This is a genomic window from Cognatishimia sp. 1_MG-2023, assembly GCF_030548175.1.
Lineage (GTDB): Bacteria > Pseudomonadota > Alphaproteobacteria > Rhodobacterales > Rhodobacteraceae > Cognatishimia.
Genome location: NZ_JAUORX010000003.1, coordinates 217,211 through 239,258, shown reverse-complemented (window position 1 = coordinate 239,258; position 22,048 = coordinate 217,211). Strand labels below are relative to the sequence as shown.

Here is a 22,048-nt window from a genome sequence, read left to right as displayed (position 1 = left end):
GAGCCACCAATACACCTATGAAGGGTGTTGAATTCTCATTAGCAGGTGCGCAATTGACCGCCCTCGGCTCCGGGGCGCTGTGGTGGCGCGACAAAAGCTTGCTTTGTGTCTCCGACCTTCACCTCGGAAAATCCGAACGTATCCTGCGCAAAGGCGGCTCACACCTGCCCCCCTATGATACGCAAGACACGCTGATCCGACTCGAACAAGACCTTCAACGCACCAATGCGCAAACGGTTGTTTGCTTGGGCGACAGCTTTGATGACTTGGATGTTCTGGGCTCACTTCCCGAAGCAGCGAACGATTGGATTCACCAGCTCCAAGCTGGTCGTCGTTGGGTTTGGATCGAGGGCAACCATGATCCCGGCCCAATCGAACTTCCCGGAAGTCACTTGGCCGAGCTTCCCCACCCCCCACTCACCTTTAGACACATTGCGGAATCAGGGAAAAGTGGCGAAATCTCAGGGCATTACCATCCCAAAGTCCGCGTGCAAACACGCCTGCGTGGCATATCACGCCCGGCCTTTTTGTTTGACAGCGATCGCGTGATTTTACCCGCCTATGGCACTTATACTGGCGGATTACGCAGTACAGACAAAGCTTTCGTAAATTTGATGCGACCAGAGGCTAAGGCCATTATTACTGGCCAAACCCCTCGGATTGTTCCGATGCCCCGCCGGGAAAATTAGGCAGGTTCGCGGCTTCTAGGCTTGCGCGATAGCTCCGGCTAACCGGCACTTCATCGCCGTTACTCAAGCGAATAACCAGTTTGCCCCGAACTTTCTCAACGCTCTGAATACCCTCATGCGCCACCCAATGAGAGCGATGAACCAATGATCCCTCAACCCCATCCATTTCAGACACCGCGTCACGCAATCGCATTCTAAGCGACGTAGAACCGCATTCTGAAACAACTTCGACAAAATGATTGTCAGCGGTCAGCCGCAAGATCTGCCCCTCAAATTTTGCAGGCAATCGGCGCACCAATCGCGGAGGTTGGGGAATGTCGTTTGGTGCCTCAGATAGCTGTGCTGCGACGAACTCTTGCGCATCGATCGTCGAACGGTCAATGCTGGCCGACTGTAAAACACCGCGCATGCCGAACCGTGAAACAAGGACCGCAAAAAAAACGAACCCGACGTAGCCCATCAATGTCGAATAACTTGGTAGCGTAGATCCAAAGGGAGCGAACAGCTTCGTCAGAACCCAAACATCAGACGTAACTAATAGCGCACCAAAACCAGCACCAAGTAGCTGGCCATATATGCTTTCTTTCTCTTCCTTCAGGATCATCCGCGCAATCGCGTGCCCAAGATACCCCAGAAAAATAGAGGTTGTCACAACCGCTGGCCAATAAAACAAACGCGCCGACAGCGACATCGAACTATAGGTCCCAAATGGACCTGCAAGAACCGCACCCATTGAACAGATTGCCCAAATCGTAATGGTCATCTTTGAAAAAAGTGACTTAAACGTGTCACGCAGGATTTCCGAATACCCCATCCTTAAATGCCAGCCCCTATAAAAAATCGTTACACAATAGCGGGTTCGCCAATCGGCTAAACTTTGCTCGCCGAGCAAAAAACCTCATTTCCATAAAATTGGAAAGGGTAAACACAAAAAAAATTCCCCTCAAAGCTGAAAAACAGCCTCAAGGGGACCAATATACATATTTATTAGACAACCCCCCAAAAAAATTAGATTTTTGGGAGAGATCGCTCGCTTAGGCTGTTAGCCCTTCAGGCTCTGCCAATCCATTTGCGCGGCAACATGCAGTCACCGTATTTGCCAACAAGCAGGCGATGGTCATAGGGCCAACACCACCTGGAACGGGCGTAATAGCACCAGCAACCTTTGACGCAGACGCAAAATCGACATCGCCAACCAGCACTTTTTTACCGTCACGTTCGATGCGGTTGATGCCCACATCAATAACTGTCGCACCTTCTTTGATCCACTCACCCGGAACCATCTCAGGACGGCCCACGGCGGCCACAACAATGTCAGCACGCCCCACAACCTCGGCAAGGTCCTTGGTACGGCTATGCGCAATCGTCACAGTGCAACTATCGCCCAGCAATAGCTGTGCCATAGGCTTGCCCACGATGTTTGAACGGCCAATCACCACAGCGTTCATGCCCGACAAAGACCCATGATAATCCCGAAGCATCATCAACGAGCCAAGCGGCGTGCACGGCACCATAGATTTCTGACCCGTTCCCAACAGCCCAACATTGGAAATGTGAAAGCCATCAACGTCCTTGGCAGGATCAATCGAGTTGATCACCAAGTCTTCGTTCAAATGACCCGGCAACGGTAATTGCACCAAAATACCATGCACAGAAGGATCATTGTTCAACTTATCAATCAGCGCCAAAAGATCTGCTTCTGCCGTATCCACATCCAGCTTATGCTCGTAGCTGTTCATGCCGACCTCGACGGTCATCTTGCCCTTAGAGCGCACATAGACCTGACTTGCAGGGTCCTCTCCGACAAGGACAACAGCCAAGCCAGGAACGATACCGTTTTCTTCTTTCAGGCGCGCAACACGTTCCGCGACTTTGCCACGAACAGTGGCCGCAAAGGCTTTGCCATCGATGATATCTGCGGTCATGTGAATCTCCTGCACTCTTTCGTCAAACTAGGCTTTGTCGCGTGACAAGCCTTCTTCTTCCAGGTCAATAGACCAATCAATCAATTGCCGCCAAAGCTGATCAACAAGCTCTGGGTCCAGCCCCTGCGTCTCTGCCTCACGGCGGACGTTTTGCACCACTTCCTCAACGCGCGCCGGAATACGTGCAGGCCAACCATTGACTTGCTTAAGCTCCATCGCCCGCGTGATATATCCCGCGCGTTCCACCAAAAGCGCCACAAGCGTTTTGTCCAAGGCATCAATACCCGCGCGAACATCTGTCATGTCGCTGCAGTCACGAGGTGATAGGGGTGCACTCATATTTGATCTCCTGCGGCCCAAAGGCGTTGGACCGCAGAAAGCCTATTTTTCGGTTTAGAACAACCCTTCGATCTGCCCTTCTTCGTTCAGACGTATAGATTCTGACGCAGGATGACGTGGCAAGCCCGGCATTGTCATGATTTCCCCGCAGACAACCACGATAAATCCCGCCCCCGCAGACAGCCGTACTTCGCGAACTGGAACAGAATGCCCCGTCGGCGCGCCGCGTAAACTTGGGTCCGTGGAAAAGCTATATTGGGTTTTCGCCATGCAAACAGGCAAATGGCCATATCCGGCCTCTTCCCATTCGCGAAGTTGATTGCGGATTTTCTTATCCGCCAAAACCTCGTCCGCGCGGTAAATCCGCTTGGCGATTGTCTCGACTTTTTCAAACAGCGGCATCTCGTCGCGATAGAGCGGCGCAAAGTTTGCAGCACCCGAATTTGCCAATTCAACAACCTTCTTCGCTAGGTCTTCTGACCCTTCAGAACCCAGCTCCCAATGCCGAGAAAGGATCGCCTCGCAACCATGCGTCGCAACATAGTCCTTAACCGCCTGCACTTCGGCATCGGTGTCAGTGACAAAATGGTTGATAGCAATCACCACCGGAACACCAAACGACTTTACGTTTTCAATGTGGCGGCCAAGGTTATCGCAGCCCTTCTTAACCGCGGCAACGCTCTCTGCGCCCAGCTCATCTTTGGACAGGCCGCCATTCATCTTCATCGCTCGTATCGTCGCAACCAGAACCACCGCAGACGGCGCCAGACCGGCCTTGCGGCACTTGATATTCATGAACTTCTCAGCCCCCAGATCAGCGCCAAAGCCAGCCTCGGTCACAACAAAATCCGAAACCTTCAACGCAGTCTTTGTCGCAATCACCGAATTGCACCCATGCGCGATATTGGCAAATGGCCCACCATGTACAAAGGCCGGATTGTTTTCCAACGTCTGCACAAGGTTCGGTTGCATCGCATCCTTCAGCAACACGGTCATCGCTCCTTCGGCCTTGATGTCGCGGCAGTAAATTGGCGTCTTATCCCGACGATAGGCCACGATAATGTCGCCCAGCCGTTTTTCTAAGTCTTTCAAATCCGTTGCCAAACACAGGATCGCCATAACCTCAGAGGCCACCGTAATGTCATACCCCGTCTCGCGCGGGAAACCGTTGGAGACACCTCCAAGCGAGGCTGTAATCTGGCGCAGCGCTCGGTCGTTCATATCAACAACACGACGCCAAACAATGCGGCGAATATCGATCTCTTGTTCGTTGCCCCAATACACATGGTTATCAATCATCGCCGACAGCAACGAATGCGCCGATGTAATGGCATGGAAGTCGCCGGTAAAATGAAGGTTCATATCCTCCATCGGAACGATCTGAGCATTGCCTCCCCCGGCAGCGCCCCCCTTCATCCCAAAGTTCGGGCCAAGCGATGCTTCGCGAATACAGATCATCGCCTTTTTGCCAATGCGGTTCAGCCCATCACCAAGGCCAACTGTCGTCGTCGTCTTTCCCTCCCCCGCAGGCGTGGGGTTGATCGCCGTCACCAGAATAAGTTTGCCATCTTCGCGGCTTTGAACAGAGTTAATAAAAGCTTGGCTCACCTTGGCCTTATCATGACCATAGGGCAGCAAATCTTCGGACGTCATGCCAAGCTTGGCACCAATCTCAAGGATCGGTTGCTTGTTCGCGGCTCGGGCGATTTCAATATCTGATTTATAGGCCATATGCGGGGCTCCCCTCCCAAAAGACGTTCTGTCTCTTCAACGTTACGCCGCATTCCCAAAGATTCCGATTGCAAATCCGACATATCCACCACCGGTTGCGGCCACGCTTATCTTCACAGTCAATTAACTCTCGCCCCAAAACGAAAAACCCCGGCGCCAAGGGCACCGGGGTTTTCAATTTTCAAATAACAGCTTTTACGCAGTTGGTTCAGGTTCCAAGTCACCGTCCGGCTTACTGCGCGGCTTCGTCTTTGGAACTGCAGTCAACGAAGGCTTCTCTTCTGCATCTGCAGAGCCATCTTCGTCGTCACCCGCATGAGGCGGCTCGCCATTCATGACCCGCTTGATTTCATCGCCAGTCAGCGTTTCATACTCAAGCAAACCCTGCGCCAGACGTTCAAACTCATCGTTCTTGTCTGTCAGAATTTGAACAGCGCGCTCATAACCTTCGTCGATCAAACGCTTCACTTCGCTTTCGATCATCTCTTTGGTCGCTGCCGAAACAGAGAAGCCACCGGCCCCGCCATTCGCCTGATAGCCAGCTGCGGCTTCCTGATAGTCGATGTTACCGACCTTATCAGACATGCCCCATTGCATAACCATCGCACGCGCCAATGCAGACGCCTGCTGAATGTCACCGGCTGGGCCGTTAGACACTTCGGCATCACCCCATTTGATGATCTCAGCCGCTTTACCCGCCATAGTCATCGCCAAGCGCTGATGGCACTCTTCTTTGAACATGTTCAGGCGATCCATTTCTGGAAGGCTCATCACCATGCCCAAAGCACCACCACGTGGAATGATCGTCGCTTTGTAAACCGGATCGCATTTCGGCAACGTAATGCCAACAATCGCGTGGCCCGCTTCGTGATAGGCGGTCATCTCTTTCTGTTCCTGCGTCATAACCATGCTGCGGCGCTCGGCACCCATCATGATTTTGTCTTTCGCAGCTTCGAAATCGACCATCGTCACAAACCGGCGTCCCACACGGGCCGCTGTCAAAGCCGCCTCGTTCACAAGGTTCGCCAAATCCGCACCAGAGAAGCCCGGCGTACCACGCGCAATGATGCGCAGATCAACGTCAGGACCAAGCGGTGTCTTGCGCGCATGCACGCCCAAAATCTTCTCACGGCCTTTGATGTCAGGATTGCCAACAGTCACGTTCCGGTCAAAACGACCTGGGCGCAACAACGCAGGGTCCAACACGTCTTTACGGTTTGTCGCCGCAAGAATGATAACACCTTCGTTCGCTTCAAAGCCGTCCATCTCAACCAGCAATTGGTTCAATGTCTGCTCGCGCTCATCGTTACCACCGCCGTAGCCTGCGCCACGATGGCGACCCACTGCGTCGATTTCATCGATAAACACGATGCACGGTGCGTTCTTTTTCGCTTGCTCAAACATGTCACGGACACGAGACGCACCCACACCCACGAACATTTCAACAAAGTCAGAACCGGAAATCGTAAAGAACGGAACACCCGCCTCGCCCGCAATCGCACGCGCCAGCAAAGTTTTACCAGTACCCGGAGGACCAACAAGCAGCGCACCCTTAGGGATTTTGCCACCCAGACGAGAGAATTTCTGCGGGTTACGCAGGAACTCAACGATCTCTTCTAGCTCTTCTTTCGCTTCGTCGATGCCAGCCACGTCGTCAAACGTCACGCGGCCATGCTTTTCTGTCAGCATTTTCGCTTTGGATTTCCCAAAGCCCATCGCGCCACCCTTGCCGCCGCCCTGCATGCGGTTCATGAAATAAATCCACACACCGATCAGCAACGCAAATGGCAACAGGCTGAGCAAGAAGGACTGGAAACCAGACTGTTCTTGCGCTTCGGCCTGTACCGGAACGTTTTGACCAAGCAAAAGCTCAGTTACTTTAGCATCGTCAGGCGCGATCGTGACATAGTCTTTGCCGTCTGCGCCACGGTACTGAATCTGCTCGCCGTCCAGCGTTACGCTGGTCACGCCGCCGTCTTCAACAGCCGCTACAAAATCTGAATAGCCAATCTCACGGCTCTGCAAAGTGCTGCTGTTGCCGCTGAACAAATTGAACAGAGCGAGGATCAGCAGGAATAGCACCACCCAAAATGCGATATTACGTGCGTTGCCCAAGGCAATTCTCCCAAAAGTCGATTAGCGCTGTCACTATCACAGCTGCCACCCGTGTTAAATAGACATCAATTCATAAGGTTCAATGTGATAATGCTACGCAGAGCTGAGGCTTTCGTGAAAATTGGCTGATTTCAACGTGGCCTGCCATCCATCATAAGAACCGGCCAAAGGTGCCGCGACCAATTGCCCATCATACCAAACAGACGGCGAAGCCATCAAAGTTTGACGTTTCACGCCCGTATCACGCCAGTTCTCCAACCCAGCCAGCGCAGGTTCTCCCAACGCGCGCACTTCCATACCAACTTGCCAAGGCCCTGAAATAATCCAACGATCCCAATTGGGCGAATGCTCAATAAGGTCGCGCACAGCGTTGAATTCGCGCGTCACGCGAATCTCCTTGGCCTTAGAAAACACCAAACAGCCGCCAATCGAAAACGTCCGTTGATCCAGAATAGCGGCATCCAACTCTGCAAGCGCGCTGCGCCGTGGTGGATAATCCGAAGGCACCATCCAAACCAACATTGCGCTCAACAATCGCCGACGCAGCTCAACCGTTTCAAGGCGAAACATCGCCGGATCAATCAACAGATCACCCGCGTCTTCAACAACGGCTGATTGCGCGAAACGGGATGTGGCCTGCTGCAAAGTCACCTTTGCATCGGCCATATTACCCGCAACCTGCGCCAAGGCCGAGGACGACAAACCAATATCGTCCAAAACCCTTAACGCCCGCCGCGCCCGCACACGCCCAAAGGCGTCATTCTCGTTTGATGGATCTTCGCGCCACGTTTGATCTTTACCGCGCAGGTATGCCCGCAAACTTTCGCGGCTTACATCCAACAGCGGCCGCAGAAACTGAACACCATTGCGCTCAAATCCGCTTTGCATCCGGGCAAGCCCATCGACACCGCTTTCACGCCCCAACCGCATCAGGAATGTCTCGGCCACATCGTCCTGCGTGTGTCCAATGCAGACCACATCCAATTCCCGCCGCTGCGCCCATTCCGCAATCAACCGATACCGCGCGTCACGCGCCGCCGCTTGTAAATTGCCAGACTTGTTCCAAGCCCCCCACCGCGCAATCGCATGCGGCACCGACAATCCCTTACAGGTCTGCTGAACAAACTCCGCCTCCTCGGCAGAGCCTTCGCGCAATCCGTGATCCACGGTGATCGTTTCGACTGTAATGTTGGTGTCAGCAGACAACGCCGCCAAGAGCAGCAACAAAGCAATGGAATCCCCGCCACCGGACACGGCCACGCCGATCCGAGTTGCATTCACATTGGCAATTTCGGTTTTTAAGGTCTCAAGCAGCGTGTGATCGTCACCGCTTAGTTGCATCCAAGTCTCTGCATTTCCGCCTGCGCATCCGCAACAAACGCATCACCCGGATGACGTGCTTCGACCTCGCCAAGGGTCACACAGGCTTCGTTCACCTGACCAAGCTTGCCCAAGGTCGCGCCCAAACGGAACAACGCCTCTGGCGCTACGCGACTTTGCGGATGGCCGGAATAGCTCTCTAAATAGGCCCGCGCCGCATCTGCCGTGATCCCGGCGCCTTCAAGCGCTTCACCGCGACGCAAATGCGCCTCAGCTTCTAGCGGGCTACCAGGATAAGTCTGGCTAAACGTCGCGAACTGATCTGCTGCCATGCCGAAATCTTGGCTCTCAAGCGAAGCAAAGGCGCGATTGAAATCAGCCTCTTCACCCACAGCCAATTCAGTTGATGGTGTTTCAGGCTCAACAGGCACGGCAACCTTTTCAAGCTCACCGCCCAATGTTGATGTTTCACCCAATTGGCTGACGTCCCCGCCCTCCAACTCAACCAGACGAAACTCCAGATCGCCAATCCGGTTGGTCCCATCAGCCACCACACGATCAATCCGAAACTCCAGCTCTTCGGTCTTGCCCGTCAGCCGCTGAAGCTCCAGCTCAATCGCATCCATACGCGCCAGCACCGATCCGCCAGACACATTCCCCTGCGGTGCACCCGTTGTTGAAAGCTCGCGCTTCAACCGTTGCACCTCAACGTAAAGAACTGACATCTGCTGCCGGATGTCCGCCAGTGTCTCGCTCTGCTGAGCAGAAACCGCGACCGGCGACACCGATCCCATCAACATGACAACAAGTGCAAATGCGCGCATGGTCTTCTCTCCTTAGCTCGACAGGCCAGCCGAAATAATCGTGACCGCACGACGGTTCTGCGAATAGCAGGCCTCAGCCGAACAAATCTCAATCGGGCGCTCTTTGCCGTAGCTCAGTGTTTTCAAACGGTTGCCCGCAACACCCTGTGACACCAGATATTCGCGAACGGCATTCGAGCGACGCGCACCCAAGGCAAGGTTATACTCGCGTGTACCCTGCTCATCCGCATGGCCTTCGATGATCGCCACATAATCCGAATTGGTATTCAACCAACCTGCCTGCGCTGCCAAAACGGCGCGGCCTTCGTCCGTCAAGGTCGATTGATCCACTAGGAACAACACCCGGTCACCAATGGTTTGCTGGAAATAAGCTGGGCTTGTTGGGTCACTCGCGCTGCCCGGCTCAATCGCCGACACGCCAGATCCAGCACCCGCACCGCCACCTTGGCCAAGGCTGTTCGGATTTGTACACGCCCCAAGCGCAACGACCGCGCAAAGGATTACCGACTTACTCAAAGTACCCATCATCTGTTTAGCTCCCGACTGTTGCGCTCATAAATGTTGTTTTTTCAGATCATTACCACAGCTATGGCAAATTTAAAATTCACTGTTGCAATGGCGACCAACTTGGGTCCGATCCACCGCCCTGTGTTCGCACAGGTTTCAGGTTCCGACCAGAGACATCAACCGAATACAAAGACGACGATCCATTTGCGCCCTGCGTCTCACGTGTGAACATGATCACACGACCATTCGGTGCCCACGTCGGCCCCTCATCCAAGAAGCTCGCGGTCAGCAAACGCTCTTCTGATCCATCAACACGCATCACACCAATGTGGAAACGTCCTTTGCTTTGCTTGGTAAAGGCAATCAAATCCCCACGCGGGCTCCAAACCGGCGTGCCGTAGCGACCTTGACCAAAACTGATCCGCGTCGCCTGACCGCCATTCGCATCCATAACGTATAGCTGCTGCGAACCAGACCGATCGCTTTCAAACACAATCTTTGATCCATCCGGGCTAAAGCTTGGCGCGGTTTCAATCGACGGCGCCGATGTCAAACGCGTCCGACGACCCGACCCAATGTTCATGCGATAGATGTCCGAATTGCCGCCCTCAGTGATGCTAAACACAACGTCCTGACCATCTGGCGAAAAGCGCGGCGCAAAGCTCATCGTGCCGCTTTGATCTTCCAGCACACGGCGCGTCACGCTGCCCACATCCAAAACAAAGACCCGCGGGAACCCTGTTTCATAAGAGGTATACAGCACCCGATCACCGGTTGGCGAAAACCGTGGGGCCAAAACGATATTGTTGCTGTCGGTCAGAAACTTCAGGTTCGCACCGTCATAATCCATGATCGCCAACCGCTTTTTACGCTCGTTCTTGGGACCAGTTTCAGACACATAAACCACGCGGCTGTCGAAATATCCGGTTTCGCCAGTGATCCGGCTGTACACAGCGTCGGCCACCTTATGCGCCATCCGACGCCAGCCATCTTGTGTGCCGCGAAAGCGCAGACCATTGCCCAGTTCTTGACCAGAGAACACATCGTAGACCCGGAATTTCACCGAAACATTCCCGCCGCCTTCGACAGTCACCGCACCAGAAATCAACGCCTGCGCATTGATCGCTTTCCAATCGGCAAACTGCACAGGTGATGCGAAATTCGTGATGTTACTAATGAACGCCTCTTTCGGAATTTCGCGGAACAATCCAGTGCCCGACAAATCCGCCGCAACCACGCGCGCAATATCCTGCGCCAGCTGCCCCGCCCCACTTGTCTCTGCGACAAAATTCGGAACGGCAAAGGGCAAAGGTTCAATCACACCATCAGTGATCTCAATCCGAAGCGGACCATTCTGCGCCATAGCGACGTCTGCCGTGGCAAAGATCCCTGACAAACCAAACAGGAGGGTGGCAATTAACTTTTTCATCTGCGCCTCATTTTCTCCGGATTAAACGTCATTTCGACGTCACGCCAATGGTCATATTTCTCAATCGGCAATTTATAGCCGCCTTTTTGGCAACGAAGGATCGCCCGTCGGGCGGCATCAAACGCAGCCCGAGCCGCATTTTCATCACCACCAGAGGCACTTAGCTGCCGCAACGACCCACCTACGACCTTACCATCACGATCGAGTGACATTCCGACGGTTACAATCACATTCGACGCTTGGCTGCCCACATCTACGTTCCAGCACTGCTGAACAGAAATGCGCAGCGCGTCACGCTCACCCGATGTCAGCGGCGGCCCACTTGGTGCCGCAGCCTCTTCTGCAAGTGCCTGCGCAAGCGCATCATTCACGCTGGTATCGCGCGACGTACTGCTATCCGTGCTTGGCGTTTCCGCCACCTGCGGTGTTGGCCGCTGTGGTCGCACCTTTGGACGGACAGACGACTTAGGTGCCGATGACGTCTCTTTTGGCTCAGTCGGAATTTCTGTCGCCGCCTCTTCGCGTGCCGTCGGCTCTGGGGCCTCTTCAACAGGTTCAGGCGTTTCCGCCGGTGCTGTCTCGGCTTGATCCACATCCGCAATCCGCTGATCTGGATCAGGCGCTTCAACAGCCTCTGGCGCCACGCGCTTCACAGGGCGCGCTACAGGACGCGGCGATTGTTCCGGCGCATTCGTGATCGGCTCTGGCGGCGTAATATCTGGTGCAGTGTCAGTCACATCAACCGGAGGATTTTCCGGCGGTGTCACAACAGGCGGCGCATCCGGCGGTGTGGCCTCTACCGGTTCAAGCGGTGGCGGTGGCGCAACCGGATCAGGCGTCGGTGCAACCTCGGGCGCATCCGGCTTAATCTCTGGCGCAACAGGTGTTTCAACATCCGTTTCCGGCGCAGGCGCGCGTTGCGCCGCCAAAATCGCATCAAACTGTTCAGACGTAATAATATCAACACCCGTCACTTCGACAGGCTCCGGCGCAGAGTTAAACACGCCGCCAAACAGCACCCAGCCAATAAGAACTGTGTGGGCACCACCCGAGATATATTGACCGATATGCAAACGAACCGCCTCAGCCGTCCTGCCCGCCAAGAGACGGACCACCAATATCTGTCACAAGGCCAATGTCAGCAAACCCGCCAGCATTCAGCGCACCCATAACTTGAACAACGGTTTCATACGGAATGGACCCATCCGCGCGCAGATACACACGGTCCGAGGCCCGCTCGACCGCAATCGCACGCAGCTTTGGCACCAATTGATCCAACGCCGTTTCCGTCGTCTGGATCATCACCCGACCATCTGCGGTCACAGTCACCGTCAACGGCTCTTCTTGCTCACCCGGCAATGGGTTCGCCGCCGTCTTTGGCAATTCCACAGGCACGCCCACGGTCAACAAAGGGGCCGCCACCATAAAGATGATCAGCAACACCAACATCACGTCCACGAATGGCGTTACGTTGATCTCGGCCATAGGCTGGCTACGTGTCCGGCGGCTACGACGCCCCCGGCCCTGCTTATGAATGACACCGGCACCCATCGCTTAACTATCCAACTGACGGCTAAGGATCGTCCCGAACTCATCCGCAAAGGCCTCATAGCCCGCAAGCACGCGATCACTGTCCGCAGACAGTTTGTTATAGAAAATAACCGCCGGAATAGCCGCCAACAGACCCAAGCCCGTCGCCAACAACGCCTCAGCAATCCCCGGCGCAACAACGGCCAGGTTTGTATTCTGTTGTTCTGCAATTTCGATAAAGGCATTCATGATGCCCCAAACAGTCCCGAATAAACCCACAAACGGAGCCGTCGACCCAATCGTCGCCAAAACCGGCAAACCGCGCTGCAAATCTTCGGCCTCTTTGGCCACAGCCACATCCATAGACCGATCAATCCGGCTGGTCGCATTGGCAATCAGCCCACCATCCTGACGATGGCTCCGCCGCCACTCACTCATACCGGCTGCAAAAATCTTCGCCGACCGCCCCTCAGGCTCCGGCCCAATCTGGTCAAACAACCCATCCAAAGGCTCACCCGACCAAAACGCGCGATCAAACTCAGACGCCTCTCGGCGCGCCTGTCGGAACACGATGATTTTCTGAATGATCACGGACCATGACCAGACGGAGGAGATGATCAAGATCATCATCACAAGTTTCACGGTCAAAGTGGCGCGCGCGAAAAGCGCCCACATCGAGAAATCGACTGCTGCTTCCATAATGCCTGCTCGTTATCTGATGGCCATTTCTTGGCCCTTTTGCCAAGAAACTACAAAGTTTAAACGGGGAAAGCCATCAAATCTGTCGCAGTAACGAGAATTTGCCCGAAATCAGTGAAGCATTAAGCGAATATTTGCCGGAAGCCGCGCAGGTTGCCCTGCTTCGTTGATGCAAACAATCGTCACAATCGCCTGAAACAGCAATTCACTGTCCCGTTTCACGATCTGCTCCATCACCAGCCGCGCGCCCGTCACCGTAATCGGACGGGTTTCCACGATCAGCTCGTCATCAAACCGCGCAGGCGCCAGATAATCCGCCTCAACCCGACGCACAGCAAAGACCAAACCATCAGTCTCTTTCAACTCCGCCTGATCAATGCCCTTACCCCGAACCCAATCACTGCGGGCACGTTCGATGTACTTTAGATAGTTGGCGTAGAACACAATGCCCGCCATATCGGTATCTTCGTAATACACCCGAACTGGAAACGAATGCTCCATATGCCCCTCCCGATAAGTATCATAACCCCGGTTAAGCGAGTGCCGAATGCATTTCAATAAAAATGGCGATGAACAAACCGCGCGCCGTTAACCCAGCCCTAATCGCCCGCGTTACTTCGGCCCCTGCAACCGCGCAAAGATCCGCAGCGCGTGGCTCGCGTCATCCGCACTGGGTGGCATCATCCGATCATAAGCCGCCGCAATCACCCCGGCCACATCCGGCCGCAGGATCGTCGCGCCCGTTTCGGGCAAAACAGCCAAGGGCGACTGCGCCGCAAACGCCGTCTCGCCCCACAACACAATCACCTGCGCCGCCTGCGTCAATGCAATCGTCTCCGCTGGAAGCTTCGCCATCTCGCCCTGCATACGCACAAACACAAAAGCCGCCTTGATCGCGTAATCATCATCAAACCGGAACGCCCGATACTGGCTCGCCCCCGCCGCATCCAATCGTGCAACCAGCGGTTCCAAATCTGGGATCAAACGATCAAAATCCGGGATCTCCAGCAACTCGTTCCAGTCGGTAAAGAAAAACACCATCAGGTTCGCACCCAACTCCGGGTCCGTCTCTGCCATCGCATGACCCGCCAAAGTCACAACCGCTTCAATAGCGCCTTTAACCACGTTCAGCGTGTCATCTTGCACCCCAAACACCACAGGCACAATCGGCCGCCCCCAACGCGCAAAACTATAAGAGCCGTCATTCTGCGTAAACAACGCCTCAATCTGTTCAGGAGTTATCAAAGGGGCGCTGGCTACTGTCATGGTCAAACTTCCGCGTATCAAAGGCATTAAACACGATCCAAAATCGCTCGCAGGTCAATGCCCTGCTACTGCGTAAATTTCAAGTGGGAGGTGTGTGGGGGGATGCCGAAGGCGGACACACCCGTTGATCAAGTGTCTTAGATGTCCGGATTGAGTCCAAAGCTACGAATGCTGTGCACCGCACGAACGGCTGCTTTCGGCATTGGCATAGCGTGTGCGTGAGTGGACGGGCTGAATGCGGCGTACCAAATTGGCTGTTCGCTTTCGCCCTCAAATAAAGGTCATGGGCGATATTAGAAACCCGTACAAGCCAACTATCATTGTAATCACAGTGCTAAGACGCTACATATACAGGATACAAAGTTGTGGTTTACTTCGACAGAGGCGCATCGCCTGCCGGAGCGGACGACGATCTTCTATCATCAAAATTCAACTGTCACGTGCTGCATCAGGCATGGGCGTTTGGGAAGGGTGCCGATGTTATCGCGCACGACCGCAATGCCCTTGCCCTAGGTATATGCATCTTTGACGGCTGCTCTAGCCCCTGAACTGGGGTCAGACATCAACTACGCGGTGCCAATCGGCACAACGTTAATACGCCTCTGATACCAAATCGTGTCAGCGTAAAAATAGTGAGGCGGCGCTTTCTCCGTCAAAGGATCAAAAATGACTTTTCCAGAATGGACGAAACCTAGCATCTACGGTGCTTTGGGTGGCGCGATTGCGATTACTGTCATCGGCTTTGCTTGGGGAGGATGGACAACGAGCAGTAAAGCCCAAACCATGGCACAGGATTTTGCGACTGGCGAAGTGACTTTGGCGATGGTTCCTGTGTGTCTAGACCTCTCAGCAGCCGATCCAGAACGCACGGATAAGCTCGTAATCCTTCAGGATCTCTCAGGCTTTGGCCGCCGTAATGCGATGATGGAAACAGGTTGGGCGACCCGGCCCGGCTCAGATGCACCGGATCGCCGCCTCGCAGACGCTTGTCTTGCGGGGCTTGAGTTGAATGACTCATAAATCCACGGTATCGCAAAAGTCGCCACGCACAGTTATTGGTGCAGTTCGGTTTGCGAAAGCCTGTACTCAAAGGCTCTCTTTCTTCTTCGCGCCCACTCTTGCCCTGTTTATTTTAGCCTTGCCAGCGATCTCCCAACCCATGCCAGAAAACGCTAGCGCAAAGAGCTATGGTGACGGTTGGGAGTGCGATATCGGGTATCGGCCTCTCGGCGAGGCTTGTGCTGCCATTGTCATCCCTGAAAATGCATATGAAACGAACCGAACTTATGGGCTCGGATGGGATTGTCATCACGGCTATCGCCAAGTCAGTGAGACAAAATGTGTTGAGCTTGTTGTGCCCGATGGTGGGTTTCTGGACCCATCGGGCGAACGTTGGCACTGTTTGCGTGGTTTTTTCAAAGTCGATGATACCTGCCAAGAGGTCGTCGTGCCGGAACATGGCTATCTGGCCACTGCGCCCCATGGGTCCACTTGGAAATGTGATCGCGGGTTTGAGAAGAACAATAACAACTGCGCCGCAATCGCTGTTCCGGTTAACGGATATCTCAACGGATCTGGCTATGGGCAACCCTGGTCATGCGAGCGTGGTTTTTTCCAACAGGATGGTCAATGCGCGGCGGTAATCATCCCTGAGTTCGCATATTTTGACGATGCGTCGTACGGCGAGGGTTGGAAGTGCCAGAGGGGATATGAAACGTCTGGTGCAAGCTGCAAGGCAATCAACATTCCCGCAGATGCCCATCTCGATAGGTCCGGAAACCGTTGGGAATGTAACCGGAACTTCCAAAGGTCCCGGGATATTTGCGTTCTCAATAACTGAACGCGTCGCGCCAAAATTCTGCTTCAATACTTTGTTGGGCGACAATCTCGCCACCAAAAGGAAATTACGATGAAACCCGAAATTCAGACAGTAGATAGCGTTTGCTCTCCTGTAAGACATGCTAAAGCGCCAACCGTGATCCGAGACACACCACCACTGTCATCTTCGTTGACTCAGGTCCCGACCGCAGTTGTCTATTGCGAAGGCAACTTTGCCAAAATTGACGGCAAGACCGCCAATGGCCTTGTACGTCATTCAGAGGCCTACAGGATCGTCTCGGTTATCGACAGCACTTGCTGTGGCAAAAACAGCGGGCAGGTCCTTGATGACGTGATGAACACCATACCCATTGTCGAAGACCTAGATACCGCCGTCGCCTGTGAAACCTCGATACCTGATACCTTCATTTATGGAATGGCCCCCTCTACAGGACGGCTTTCAACAGCTGATCGTGGTGTGATACTGGATGCAATTGCACGGGGTATGAATATCGTTAGTGGTCTGCATGAATATCTGAGCGACGATACTGAATTTTCGCAAAGGGCATTGGAAAGACAGGTCACTATCCGTGACATTCGCAAACCCAAGCCTAGCAAAGACATGCGTTTGTTCGATGGCAGCATCGCAAATGTTGATGCGCTGCGCATTGCCGTTCTTGGGACCGATTGCGCCATCGGAAAGCGGACCACTGCAACGGTTTTGGCTCATTCTTTGAACGCAAAGGGCATCAAGACCGTTCTGGTTGGAACAGGTCAAACGGGCCTGATGCAAGGCGCAAAATATGGTGTGACGATGGACGCGGTCCCCCCTCAATTTTGTTGTGGAGAACTTGAGGGGGCAATTGTCGCGGCTTCCGAAGCTGAGCAACCCGATGTCATTTTGATTGAGGGCCAAGGTGCGTTGAGCCATCCCGCGTTCTGTACCTCTGCCTTTATCCTGCGAGGTAGCCAACCGGACGCTGTTATCCTTCAGCATGCACCAAAACGGGCGCATCGTTGCGATTTTCCTGACATGCCAATGCCTACCCCGGCGAGTGAGATTGCTTTGATCGAGGCGTTTTCTGATACCAAGGTCATCGGCGTCACGCTTAATCACGAGGGTATGTCCGACACCGAGATCACAAACACCATTGCCGCTCAAACGGAAAAACTTGGCCTGCCTGTGACCGACGCGCTCAGCCGACCAACTGCACATTTGCTTGCCATGGTCGTTGCCGCTTATCCCGGCCTGCGGCAAGAAACACCAGTGGCTGCGATTTGAGTTGCCCGCGCCTAGAAGTCGACCTGCGCAAAGTGCGCCACAATACGCGGATCATTGTTGAACGGTTGGCAGTGCCCGGTATTCGTGTAACCGCAGTAACTAAAGCTGTCTGCGGCCATCCAGCCATCGCGCGCGCGATGTTGGACGGGGGCGCTGTGGGTTTGGCTGAAGCGCGTTTAAGCAACGTAAAGCGGTTGCGCCAGGCAGGAATGGCGTGCCCGATCACCCTGATCAGAACGCCAATGCTCAGTCAGGTCGATGACGTGGTGCAATACTGTGAGGCGAGCTACAACACAGAAAGAGCGGTGATTGCAGCCCTAGCAGTTGCGGCGCGCCAACAAAACACGGTTCACGGCATTATCCTGATGGTCGAATTGGGTGATCAGCGCGAGGGAATCAGGCCACACGACCTTGGCGACATGGCACAGCACGTGGTGGATATGCCCGGTGTGGCGCTGAAAGGCATTGGGGCCAACTTCGCGTGTCTGAGTGGCCTTGCTCCAACTGCTGCAAAGATGCAGGCGCTGACTGTTCTTGCCAATGATATCGATAGGCAGTGTGGCCCATTCCTTGAAACGGTATCTGGCGGCAATTCTGCAAACTTGCCATGGGCGCTTGAGCAACCAGCCATTGGCCGGATCAACGATCTGCGCCTTGGAGAAGCTATACTGCTTGGCGTTGACCCGGTCACTGGAGATCAAATTGATGGCTTGTTTTCGGATGCTTTCACGCTAGTCGCCGAAGTCATCGAGGTGGACGTTAAGTCGATGCAACCTGTCGTAAGCCCGGCTGACCGCTCTTCAATGGCGGGATTTCAGAATGCACCCGACATATCAGGGACAACGCGGCTCATTCTTGCCGTTGGGCAACAAGACTCGGATATGACGGGGCTTTCGATGCTTGTTGGCACGACACTTATCGGTGCAACAAGCGACCATCTTGTTATTAGCATGCCAGACCCGGCGCTCTGCGTCGGATCAGAAATGCGTTTTAAGATGGGCTACGCTGCTTTGATGCGCGCCACGGCGGCCCCGGATATTCAGATACATTTAAGCAATGACCGACCCGCCCAATACGCACCCGGTGCCGATGAGCCGGGCACTTATCTAGCATCGGTTTGAGCGCCCCGATTTACACGCGCTCAGGTAAAATCAGAAGGAGAAACTCAAATGGCAAAGCTGACAAAAACAAGCGTGTTCAAAGCGCAAGTTCCCAAAGCAGAAACGCCAATGGATAAGACGACCCGGATCGTTCGAAAGATGGTCGAAGAAGAGGCTCAGAAACAGCAAGCCAAAAACGACCGCTTGCGGATTGCTCGCCTCGAACGCGAAGCCAACACTCCGGCAAAGCCGACGCGGTAAAACACGCCAAGTTCTACCCGGGCCGCTCTTGTCGATAACACACCTGTTGCCCATTCCTATCAAGCTTCGGGCGCGCTACAACACGCGCAAAGGATCTACCTATGACCCACGCAGACGAGAGCACCACAAAAGTTCACTATATCTGTCAGACATATGTGGAACAGAAGCCCGGTCAGCACGGGCAAGCAAGCTTGAAGATTGGTAAGCAATTTCAATATTCAACAGCAGCAGAAGCTCAGAATAGAGCCGAGCGGGAGGCGCAATCCGAGGATTGCGCTGGTGCGGATGCCTACATGATTCATGAAGACCCAGACAGTGGTGAAGTCGGATTACCGAACTTCCTTATACGGCTTGGAAATGTTCCGGAATTTGACGATTTCTAGCATCCCGCTTCAGGCAATGGGCCCGCCCACAAGACCTGCGATGACCATAAGTTGAGCTGTTAGAAAAGCAGACCTTAGCGGAACTGCTGTGAAAGCTCGCTTTGTCCGCATAGCCCCCGTTTACCAACACACCTCAACCACGACACCAACACCACCTAGCCCCCTCTTCATCTTTCCCAAAAATACTCTGGGGGAATTGGCCATCCCGTCAGGGGGGCCAAGGGGGCAAAGCCCCACGCAAACTCAAACGTACGTTTCACCCCGTGAATCGTACGAATTTCCACATTAACCAGATGTTCGGTATCCGTGCGCAGGATGCGCAACCGTTTCGCCGCGAAACCTATCCTATTCAAACAGGTCGTCTGTGCTCTTGGCGGGTTTCGGCTGCGATAACCCCAAATGCTGCCAAGACTTCTGCGCCAGCATCCGTCCGCGTGGCGTGCGTTGGATCAACCCCTGCTGCAAAAGAAACGGTTCAATCACCTCTTCAATCGCATCCCGGCTCTCGCTTAGAGCGGCTGCAATGGTCTCTACCCCAACAGGGCCACCCGCATAATTCTCTGCAATAAAGCGTAGATAGCGGCGGTCAGCGCCATCAAGACCTAGGTTATCCACCCCAAGTCGGGTCAACGCCCCATCGGCGAGCTCATGTGAAATACGGCCATTCCCCTCAACAAGGGCAAAGTCCACAACCCGTCGTAACAACCGCCCCGCAATCCGTGGCGTCCCACGCGAACGCCGCGCAATCTCACGCGCGCCACCCTCTTCGGTTGGAACGCCGAGTTTACGGGCGTTTTTGGTGACGATCTCGTTCAATTCGTCTTCGGTGTAGAACTGCAACCGCGTCGGAATCCCAAATCGATCCCGCAAAGGCGTGGTCAGCAATCCCAACCGTGTCGTCGCCCCAACCAGTGTAAACGGTTGTAATTCAATACGAACTGTCCGCGCAGCAGGCCCTTCGCCGATCACAAGATCAAGTTCAAAGTCCTCCATCGCTGGATAAAGGATTTCTTCAACGACCGGATTGAGACGATGAATTTCGTCGATAAACAAAACATCCCGCGCCTCAAGATTTGTCAGAATAGCTGCCAAATCCCCCGCTTTTGCAAGGACTGGACCAGATGTCATCCGAAAGTTCACCCCCAATTCCCGCGCCATAATCTGCGCAAGGGTGGTCTTCCCCAAACCCGGGGGGCCATGAAACAAAGTATGATCCATCGCCTGCCCACGCTGACGCGCGGATTCAATAAAGACCTTTAGGTTCGCACGCGCTTCGGCTTGGCCAATGAACTCGCCAAGGCCCTGCGGCCGCAAAGCACGGTCCGCATCCCCGGACTGAGGTTCAGGACGCAATGTTGGATCAGGCGTTTCCATGACTTATCCCTTCGGCGCCAAAAGCCGCAAAGCAGCCCGGATCAATCCGCTGGTATCCAGATCAGGGTCATCCCCAGAAGCCTGCGCCACTGCCGACGCCGCATCTCCGGGACCATATCCCAAATTCGACAAAGCCGACAAAGCTTCCGCCTGCGCCGCAACCCCAGCTTTTGGGGCAGCAGGCGCTTTACGTGCAGGCGCCGGCGAGACTGCCGGTTCAATCACATCATCCACTTGCGCCGGCGCATCCCCCGTTGCGTCTTGCAACGAACCGCCCAAAGCCATGACGGCGGGTGCTTTGTCTTTTAACTCATGCACAACACGTTGCGCGGTTTTAGGGCCAATACCTTTGGCCGCCTTGATCGCAGGGATGTCCCCCAGCGCAATTGCACGTCCAACACCTTCTGGACCTAGGCTGCTTAAGATCGCCAATGACGCCTTAGCGCCGATGCCTTGCACAGAGATCAACAACCGATGCCATTCTTTCTCAAACAAAGTGGTAAAGCCAAAGAGCTGCATCAGATCTTCGCGCACAAGCATTTCAGTATACAGCGCGACAACTTCACCATTTGCGGGCATTTCCATCAAGGTGCGTTCGGAACAGTAGACGATATAACCTACGCCCCTGACATCGATAAGCACGTGGTCTGTTGTGCGATACTCAATGCGACCTGAAATCTTTCCGATCATGCACCCGCTCTCCTTAGGGCTTTCTCCAGCCCACCGGCTGCTTTCGCATAATGCGCATGACAAATCGCAATGGCCAGAGCATCTGCCGCATCTGCGCCTTTAATCTGCACACCGGGTAATTGAAGCTTTACCATATGTTCGACCTGATGCTTTTCAGCATGCCCAACACCAACAACGGTCTTTTTCACTTTGTTGGGGGCATATTCCCCAATCGTTAGCCCAGCCTGCGCCGGAACCAAAAGTGCAATCCCGCGCGCTTGACCAAGTTTCAACGTGCCAGCCCCGTCTTTGTTCACAAAGGTCTGCTCAATCGCGGCATGGTCTGGCTGAAACTGATGCACAACATCGGTCAGCTGGTCATATAAAGAGAGAAGCCTTTGCGCGAGATCATCACCGGTTGAATGGCAAATCCCATTTGCGACATGGCTGATACGGCTTCCCGCAACATCAATGACGCCCCATCCCATGTTACGTAGACCGGGATCGATTCCTAATACGCGCATATTGCCTGCTCCTGCCTTTTTTCGGCGTTTTGTTAATCGCTAGCACAAAACAAGAACAAATACCAAGCAGCTTTCTATGAATTGTATTTCCGCCACAGGTTCAAAAAGTAAATTTTTAAAAAATAACACAAAAAATCAATACCTTAGACGCAAAATTCGATATGCAAAAAATGCATATCGGCCATGTTTTCAAATTGCTTGTTTCGTAAGCAATTCGCTCCTAAATCGGGCTTACGAAATCAATGACCATAAACTTATCAAAG

At 54.1% G+C, this 22,048-nt stretch carries 24 protein-coding genes; 7 read left to right on the top strand and 17 right to left on the bottom strand.

The window, feature by feature from the left end; genetic code table 11:
- The first annotated feature begins 17 nt into the window (after positions 1-17).
- Positions 18-689 carry a ligase-associated DNA damage response endonuclease PdeM gene (pdeM, locus tag Q4544_RS06495; RefSeq protein WP_303504687.1) on the top strand — a complete coding sequence of 224 codons (672 nt, stop codon included), beginning with the start codon at positions 18-20 and terminating at the stop codon, positions 687-689.
- Here pdeM and Q4544_RS06490 read toward each other — a convergent pair.
- The 14 genes from Q4544_RS06490 to Q4544_RS06425 form a co-directional block, all read right to left on the bottom strand.
- Positions 640-1,503, bottom strand: a complete 864-nt coding sequence (locus tag Q4544_RS06490; protein ID WP_303504686.1) for a LytTR family DNA-binding domain-containing protein — start codon at positions 1,501-1,503, stop codon at positions 640-642. The genes pdeM and Q4544_RS06490 overlap by 50 nt on opposite strands.
- A gap of 220 nt (positions 1,504-1,723) precedes the next feature.
- The gene (folD, locus tag Q4544_RS06485; protein WP_303504684.1) at positions 1,724-2,614 is read right to left on the bottom strand and encodes a bifunctional methylenetetrahydrofolate dehydrogenase/methenyltetrahydrofolate cyclohydrolase FolD; all 891 of its coding nucleotides are present in this window, start codon (positions 2,612-2,614) and stop codon (positions 1,724-1,726) included.
- A 27-nt stretch (positions 2,615-2,641) separates the two neighbouring features.
- Positions 2,642-2,953 (bottom strand): chorismate mutase, encoded by a 312-nt coding sequence (locus Q4544_RS06480; RefSeq protein WP_303504682.1) that lies wholly within the window; start codon positions 2,951-2,953, stop codon positions 2,642-2,644.
- A 54-nt stretch (positions 2,954-3,007) separates the two neighbouring features.
- Positions 3,008-4,684 (bottom strand): formate--tetrahydrofolate ligase, encoded by a 1,677-nt coding sequence (locus Q4544_RS06475; protein ID WP_303504681.1) that lies wholly within the window; start codon positions 4,682-4,684, stop codon positions 3,008-3,010.
- A gap of 195 nt (positions 4,685-4,879) precedes the next feature.
- Entirely contained in the window at positions 4,880-6,799 is a 1,920-nt protein-coding gene (ftsH, locus tag Q4544_RS06470; protein ID WP_303504680.1) for an ATP-dependent zinc metalloprotease FtsH, read from the bottom strand.
- Between the two features lie 93 nt (positions 6,800-6,892).
- Complete coding sequence (gene tilS, locus Q4544_RS06465; RefSeq protein ID WP_303504679.1) at positions 6,893-8,140, bottom strand: tRNA lysidine(34) synthetase TilS; 1,248 nt, start codon at positions 8,138-8,140, stop codon at positions 6,893-6,895.
- Complete coding sequence (gene ybgF / locus Q4544_RS06460; protein ID WP_303504678.1) at positions 8,131-8,943, bottom strand: tol-pal system protein YbgF; 813 nt, start codon at positions 8,941-8,943, stop codon at positions 8,131-8,133. The genes tilS and ybgF overlap by 10 nt, the downstream gene beginning before the upstream one ends.
- Positions 8,944-8,955: 12 nt before the next feature.
- A complete protein-coding gene (gene pal / locus Q4544_RS06455) occupies positions 8,956-9,468 on the bottom strand; it encodes a peptidoglycan-associated lipoprotein Pal (RefSeq protein ID WP_303504982.1) in 513 nt (170 codons plus the stop codon).
- A 79-nt stretch (positions 9,469-9,547) separates the two neighbouring features.
- Positions 9,548-10,813: a Tol-Pal system beta propeller repeat protein TolB gene (gene tolB, locus Q4544_RS06450; protein WP_303504980.1), complete on the bottom strand. Its 1,266-nt coding sequence runs from the start codon at positions 10,811-10,813 to the stop codon at positions 9,548-9,550.
- 62 nt (positions 10,814-10,875) lie between these two features.
- Positions 10,876-11,952, bottom strand: coding sequence for an energy transducer TonB (locus Q4544_RS06445; protein ID WP_303504677.1), 1,077 nt, complete (start codon positions 11,950-11,952; stop codon positions 10,876-10,878).
- A gap of 10 nt (positions 11,953-11,962) precedes the next feature.
- Entirely contained in the window at positions 11,963-12,430 is a 468-nt protein-coding gene (tolR, locus tag Q4544_RS06440) for a protein TolR (RefSeq protein ID WP_303504676.1), read from the bottom strand.
- A gap of 3 nt (positions 12,431-12,433) precedes the next feature.
- Positions 12,434-13,108: a protein TolQ gene (gene tolQ / locus Q4544_RS06435; RefSeq protein ID WP_303504675.1), complete on the bottom strand. Its 675-nt coding sequence runs from the start codon at positions 13,106-13,108 to the stop codon at positions 12,434-12,436.
- Between the two features lie 111 nt (positions 13,109-13,219).
- Complete coding sequence (gene ybgC, locus Q4544_RS06430; protein ID WP_303504674.1) at positions 13,220-13,609, bottom strand: tol-pal system-associated acyl-CoA thioesterase; 390 nt, start codon at positions 13,607-13,609, stop codon at positions 13,220-13,222.
- 111 nt (positions 13,610-13,720) lie between these two features.
- Complete coding sequence (locus Q4544_RS06425; RefSeq protein WP_303504673.1) at positions 13,721-14,374, bottom strand: hypothetical protein; 654 nt, start codon at positions 14,372-14,374, stop codon at positions 13,721-13,723.
- A 666-nt stretch (positions 14,375-15,040) separates the two neighbouring features.
- Here Q4544_RS06425 and Q4544_RS06420 point away from each other — a divergent pair.
- From Q4544_RS06420 to Q4544_RS06395, 6 genes are all read left to right on the top strand, one after another.
- Positions 15,041-15,394 carry a hypothetical protein gene (locus tag Q4544_RS06420; protein WP_303504672.1) on the top strand — a complete coding sequence of 118 codons (354 nt, stop codon included), beginning with the start codon at positions 15,041-15,043 and terminating at the stop codon, positions 15,392-15,394.
- A complete protein-coding gene (locus Q4544_RS06415) occupies positions 15,384-16,214 on the top strand; it encodes a hypothetical protein (protein WP_303504671.1) in 831 nt (276 codons plus the stop codon). Before Q4544_RS06420 ends, Q4544_RS06415 begins: the two co-directional genes overlap by 11 nt.
- Before the next feature lie 69 nt (positions 16,215-16,283).
- Entirely contained in the window at positions 16,284-17,474 is a 1,191-nt protein-coding gene (locus Q4544_RS06410; RefSeq protein ID WP_303504670.1) for a DUF1611 domain-containing protein, read from the top strand.
- A complete protein-coding gene (locus Q4544_RS06405; protein ID WP_303504669.1) occupies positions 17,471-18,595 on the top strand; it encodes an alanine/ornithine racemase family PLP-dependent enzyme in 1,125 nt (374 codons plus the stop codon). The genes Q4544_RS06410 and Q4544_RS06405 overlap by 4 nt, the downstream gene beginning before the upstream one ends.
- Positions 18,596-18,643: 48 nt before the next feature.
- Positions 18,644-18,835: a hypothetical protein gene (locus Q4544_RS06400; RefSeq protein ID WP_303504668.1), complete on the top strand. Its 192-nt coding sequence runs from the start codon at positions 18,644-18,646 to the stop codon at positions 18,833-18,835.
- Between the two features lie 101 nt (positions 18,836-18,936).
- Positions 18,937-19,218, top strand: coding sequence for a hypothetical protein (locus Q4544_RS06395; RefSeq protein WP_303504667.1), 282 nt, complete (start codon positions 18,937-18,939; stop codon positions 19,216-19,218).
- Positions 19,219-19,563: 345 nt separating this feature from the next.
- Here Q4544_RS06395 and ruvB read toward each other — a convergent pair whose 3' ends face one another.
- From ruvB to ruvC, 3 genes are read right to left on the bottom strand one after another with little or no spacing between them, the layout of a single operon-like run.
- Positions 19,564-20,592: a Holliday junction branch migration DNA helicase RuvB gene (ruvB, locus tag Q4544_RS06390; RefSeq protein WP_303504666.1), complete on the bottom strand. Its 1,029-nt coding sequence runs from the start codon at positions 20,590-20,592 to the stop codon at positions 19,564-19,566.
- A gap of 3 nt (positions 20,593-20,595) precedes the next feature.
- A complete protein-coding gene (ruvA, locus tag Q4544_RS06385) occupies positions 20,596-21,282 on the bottom strand; it encodes a Holliday junction branch migration protein RuvA (protein WP_303504665.1) in 687 nt (228 codons plus the stop codon).
- Positions 21,279-21,785 carry a crossover junction endodeoxyribonuclease RuvC gene (ruvC, locus tag Q4544_RS06380; protein WP_303504664.1) on the bottom strand — a complete coding sequence of 169 codons (507 nt, stop codon included), beginning with the start codon at positions 21,783-21,785 and terminating at the stop codon, positions 21,279-21,281. The genes ruvA and ruvC overlap by 4 nt, the downstream gene beginning before the upstream one ends.
- Between the last annotated feature and the right edge of the window lie 263 nt (positions 21,786-22,048).

What these genes read in the sequence shown, in the direction of transcription:
- pdeM (WP_303504687.1), top strand. Translation starts at nt 18, where the DNA reads ATGAAGGGTGTTGAATTCTCATTAGCAGGTGCGCAATTGACCGCCCTC.
- Q4544_RS06490 (WP_303504686.1), bottom strand. Translation starts at nt 1,503, where the DNA reads ATGGGGTATTCGGAAATCCTGCGTGACACGTTTAAGTCACTTTTTTCA.
- folD (WP_303504684.1), bottom strand. Translation starts at nt 2,614, where the DNA reads ATGACCGCAGATATCATCGATGGCAAAGCCTTTGCGGCCACTGTTCGT.
- Q4544_RS06480 (WP_303504682.1), bottom strand. Translation starts at nt 2,953, where the DNA reads ATGAGTGCACCCCTATCACCTCGTGACTGCAGCGACATGACAGATGTT.
- Q4544_RS06475 (WP_303504681.1), bottom strand. Translation starts at nt 4,684, where the DNA reads ATGGCCTATAAATCAGATATTGAAATCGCCCGAGCCGCGAACAAGCAA.
- tilS (WP_303504679.1), bottom strand. Translation starts at nt 8,140, where the DNA reads ATGCAACTAAGCGGTGACGATCACACGCTGCTTGAGACCTTAAAAACC.
- ybgF (WP_303504678.1), bottom strand. Translation starts at nt 8,943, where the DNA reads ATGCGCGCATTTGCACTTGTTGTCATGTTGATGGGATCGGTGTCGCCG.
- pal (WP_303504982.1), bottom strand. Translation starts at nt 9,468, where the DNA reads ATGGGTACTTTGAGTAAGTCGGTAATCCTTTGCGCGGTCGTTGCGCTT.
- tolB (WP_303504980.1), bottom strand. Translation starts at nt 10,813, where the DNA reads ATGGCGCAGAATGGTCCGCTTCGGATTGAGATCACTGATGGTGTGATT.
- tolR (WP_303504676.1), bottom strand. Translation starts at nt 12,430, where the DNA reads ATGGGTGCCGGTGTCATTCATAAGCAGGGCCGGGGGCGTCGTAGCCGC.
- tolQ (WP_303504675.1), bottom strand. Translation starts at nt 13,108, where the DNA reads ATGGAAGCAGCAGTCGATTTCTCGATGTGGGCGCTTTTCGCGCGCGCC.
- ybgC (WP_303504674.1), bottom strand. Translation starts at nt 13,609, where the DNA reads ATGGAGCATTCGTTTCCAGTTCGGGTGTATTACGAAGATACCGATATG.
- Q4544_RS06425 (WP_303504673.1), bottom strand. Translation starts at nt 14,374, where the DNA reads ATGACAGTAGCCAGCGCCCCTTTGATAACTCCTGAACAGATTGAGGCG.
- Q4544_RS06420 (WP_303504672.1), top strand. Translation starts at nt 15,041, where the DNA reads ATGACTTTTCCAGAATGGACGAAACCTAGCATCTACGGTGCTTTGGGT.
- Q4544_RS06415 (WP_303504671.1), top strand. Translation starts at nt 15,384, where the DNA reads ATGACTCATAAATCCACGGTATCGCAAAAGTCGCCACGCACAGTTATT.
- Q4544_RS06410 (WP_303504670.1), top strand. Translation starts at nt 16,284, where the DNA reads ATGAAACCCGAAATTCAGACAGTAGATAGCGTTTGCTCTCCTGTAAGA.
- Q4544_RS06400 (WP_303504668.1), top strand. Translation starts at nt 18,644, where the DNA reads ATGGCAAAGCTGACAAAAACAAGCGTGTTCAAAGCGCAAGTTCCCAAA.
- Q4544_RS06395 (WP_303504667.1), top strand. Translation starts at nt 18,937, where the DNA reads ATGACCCACGCAGACGAGAGCACCACAAAAGTTCACTATATCTGTCAG.
- ruvB (WP_303504666.1), bottom strand. Translation starts at nt 20,592, where the DNA reads ATGGAAACGCCTGATCCAACATTGCGTCCTGAACCTCAGTCCGGGGAT.
- ruvA (WP_303504665.1), bottom strand. Translation starts at nt 21,282, where the DNA reads ATGATCGGAAAGATTTCAGGTCGCATTGAGTATCGCACAACAGACCAC.
- ruvC (WP_303504664.1), bottom strand. Translation starts at nt 21,785, where the DNA reads ATGCGCGTATTAGGAATCGATCCCGGTCTACGTAACATGGGATGGGGC.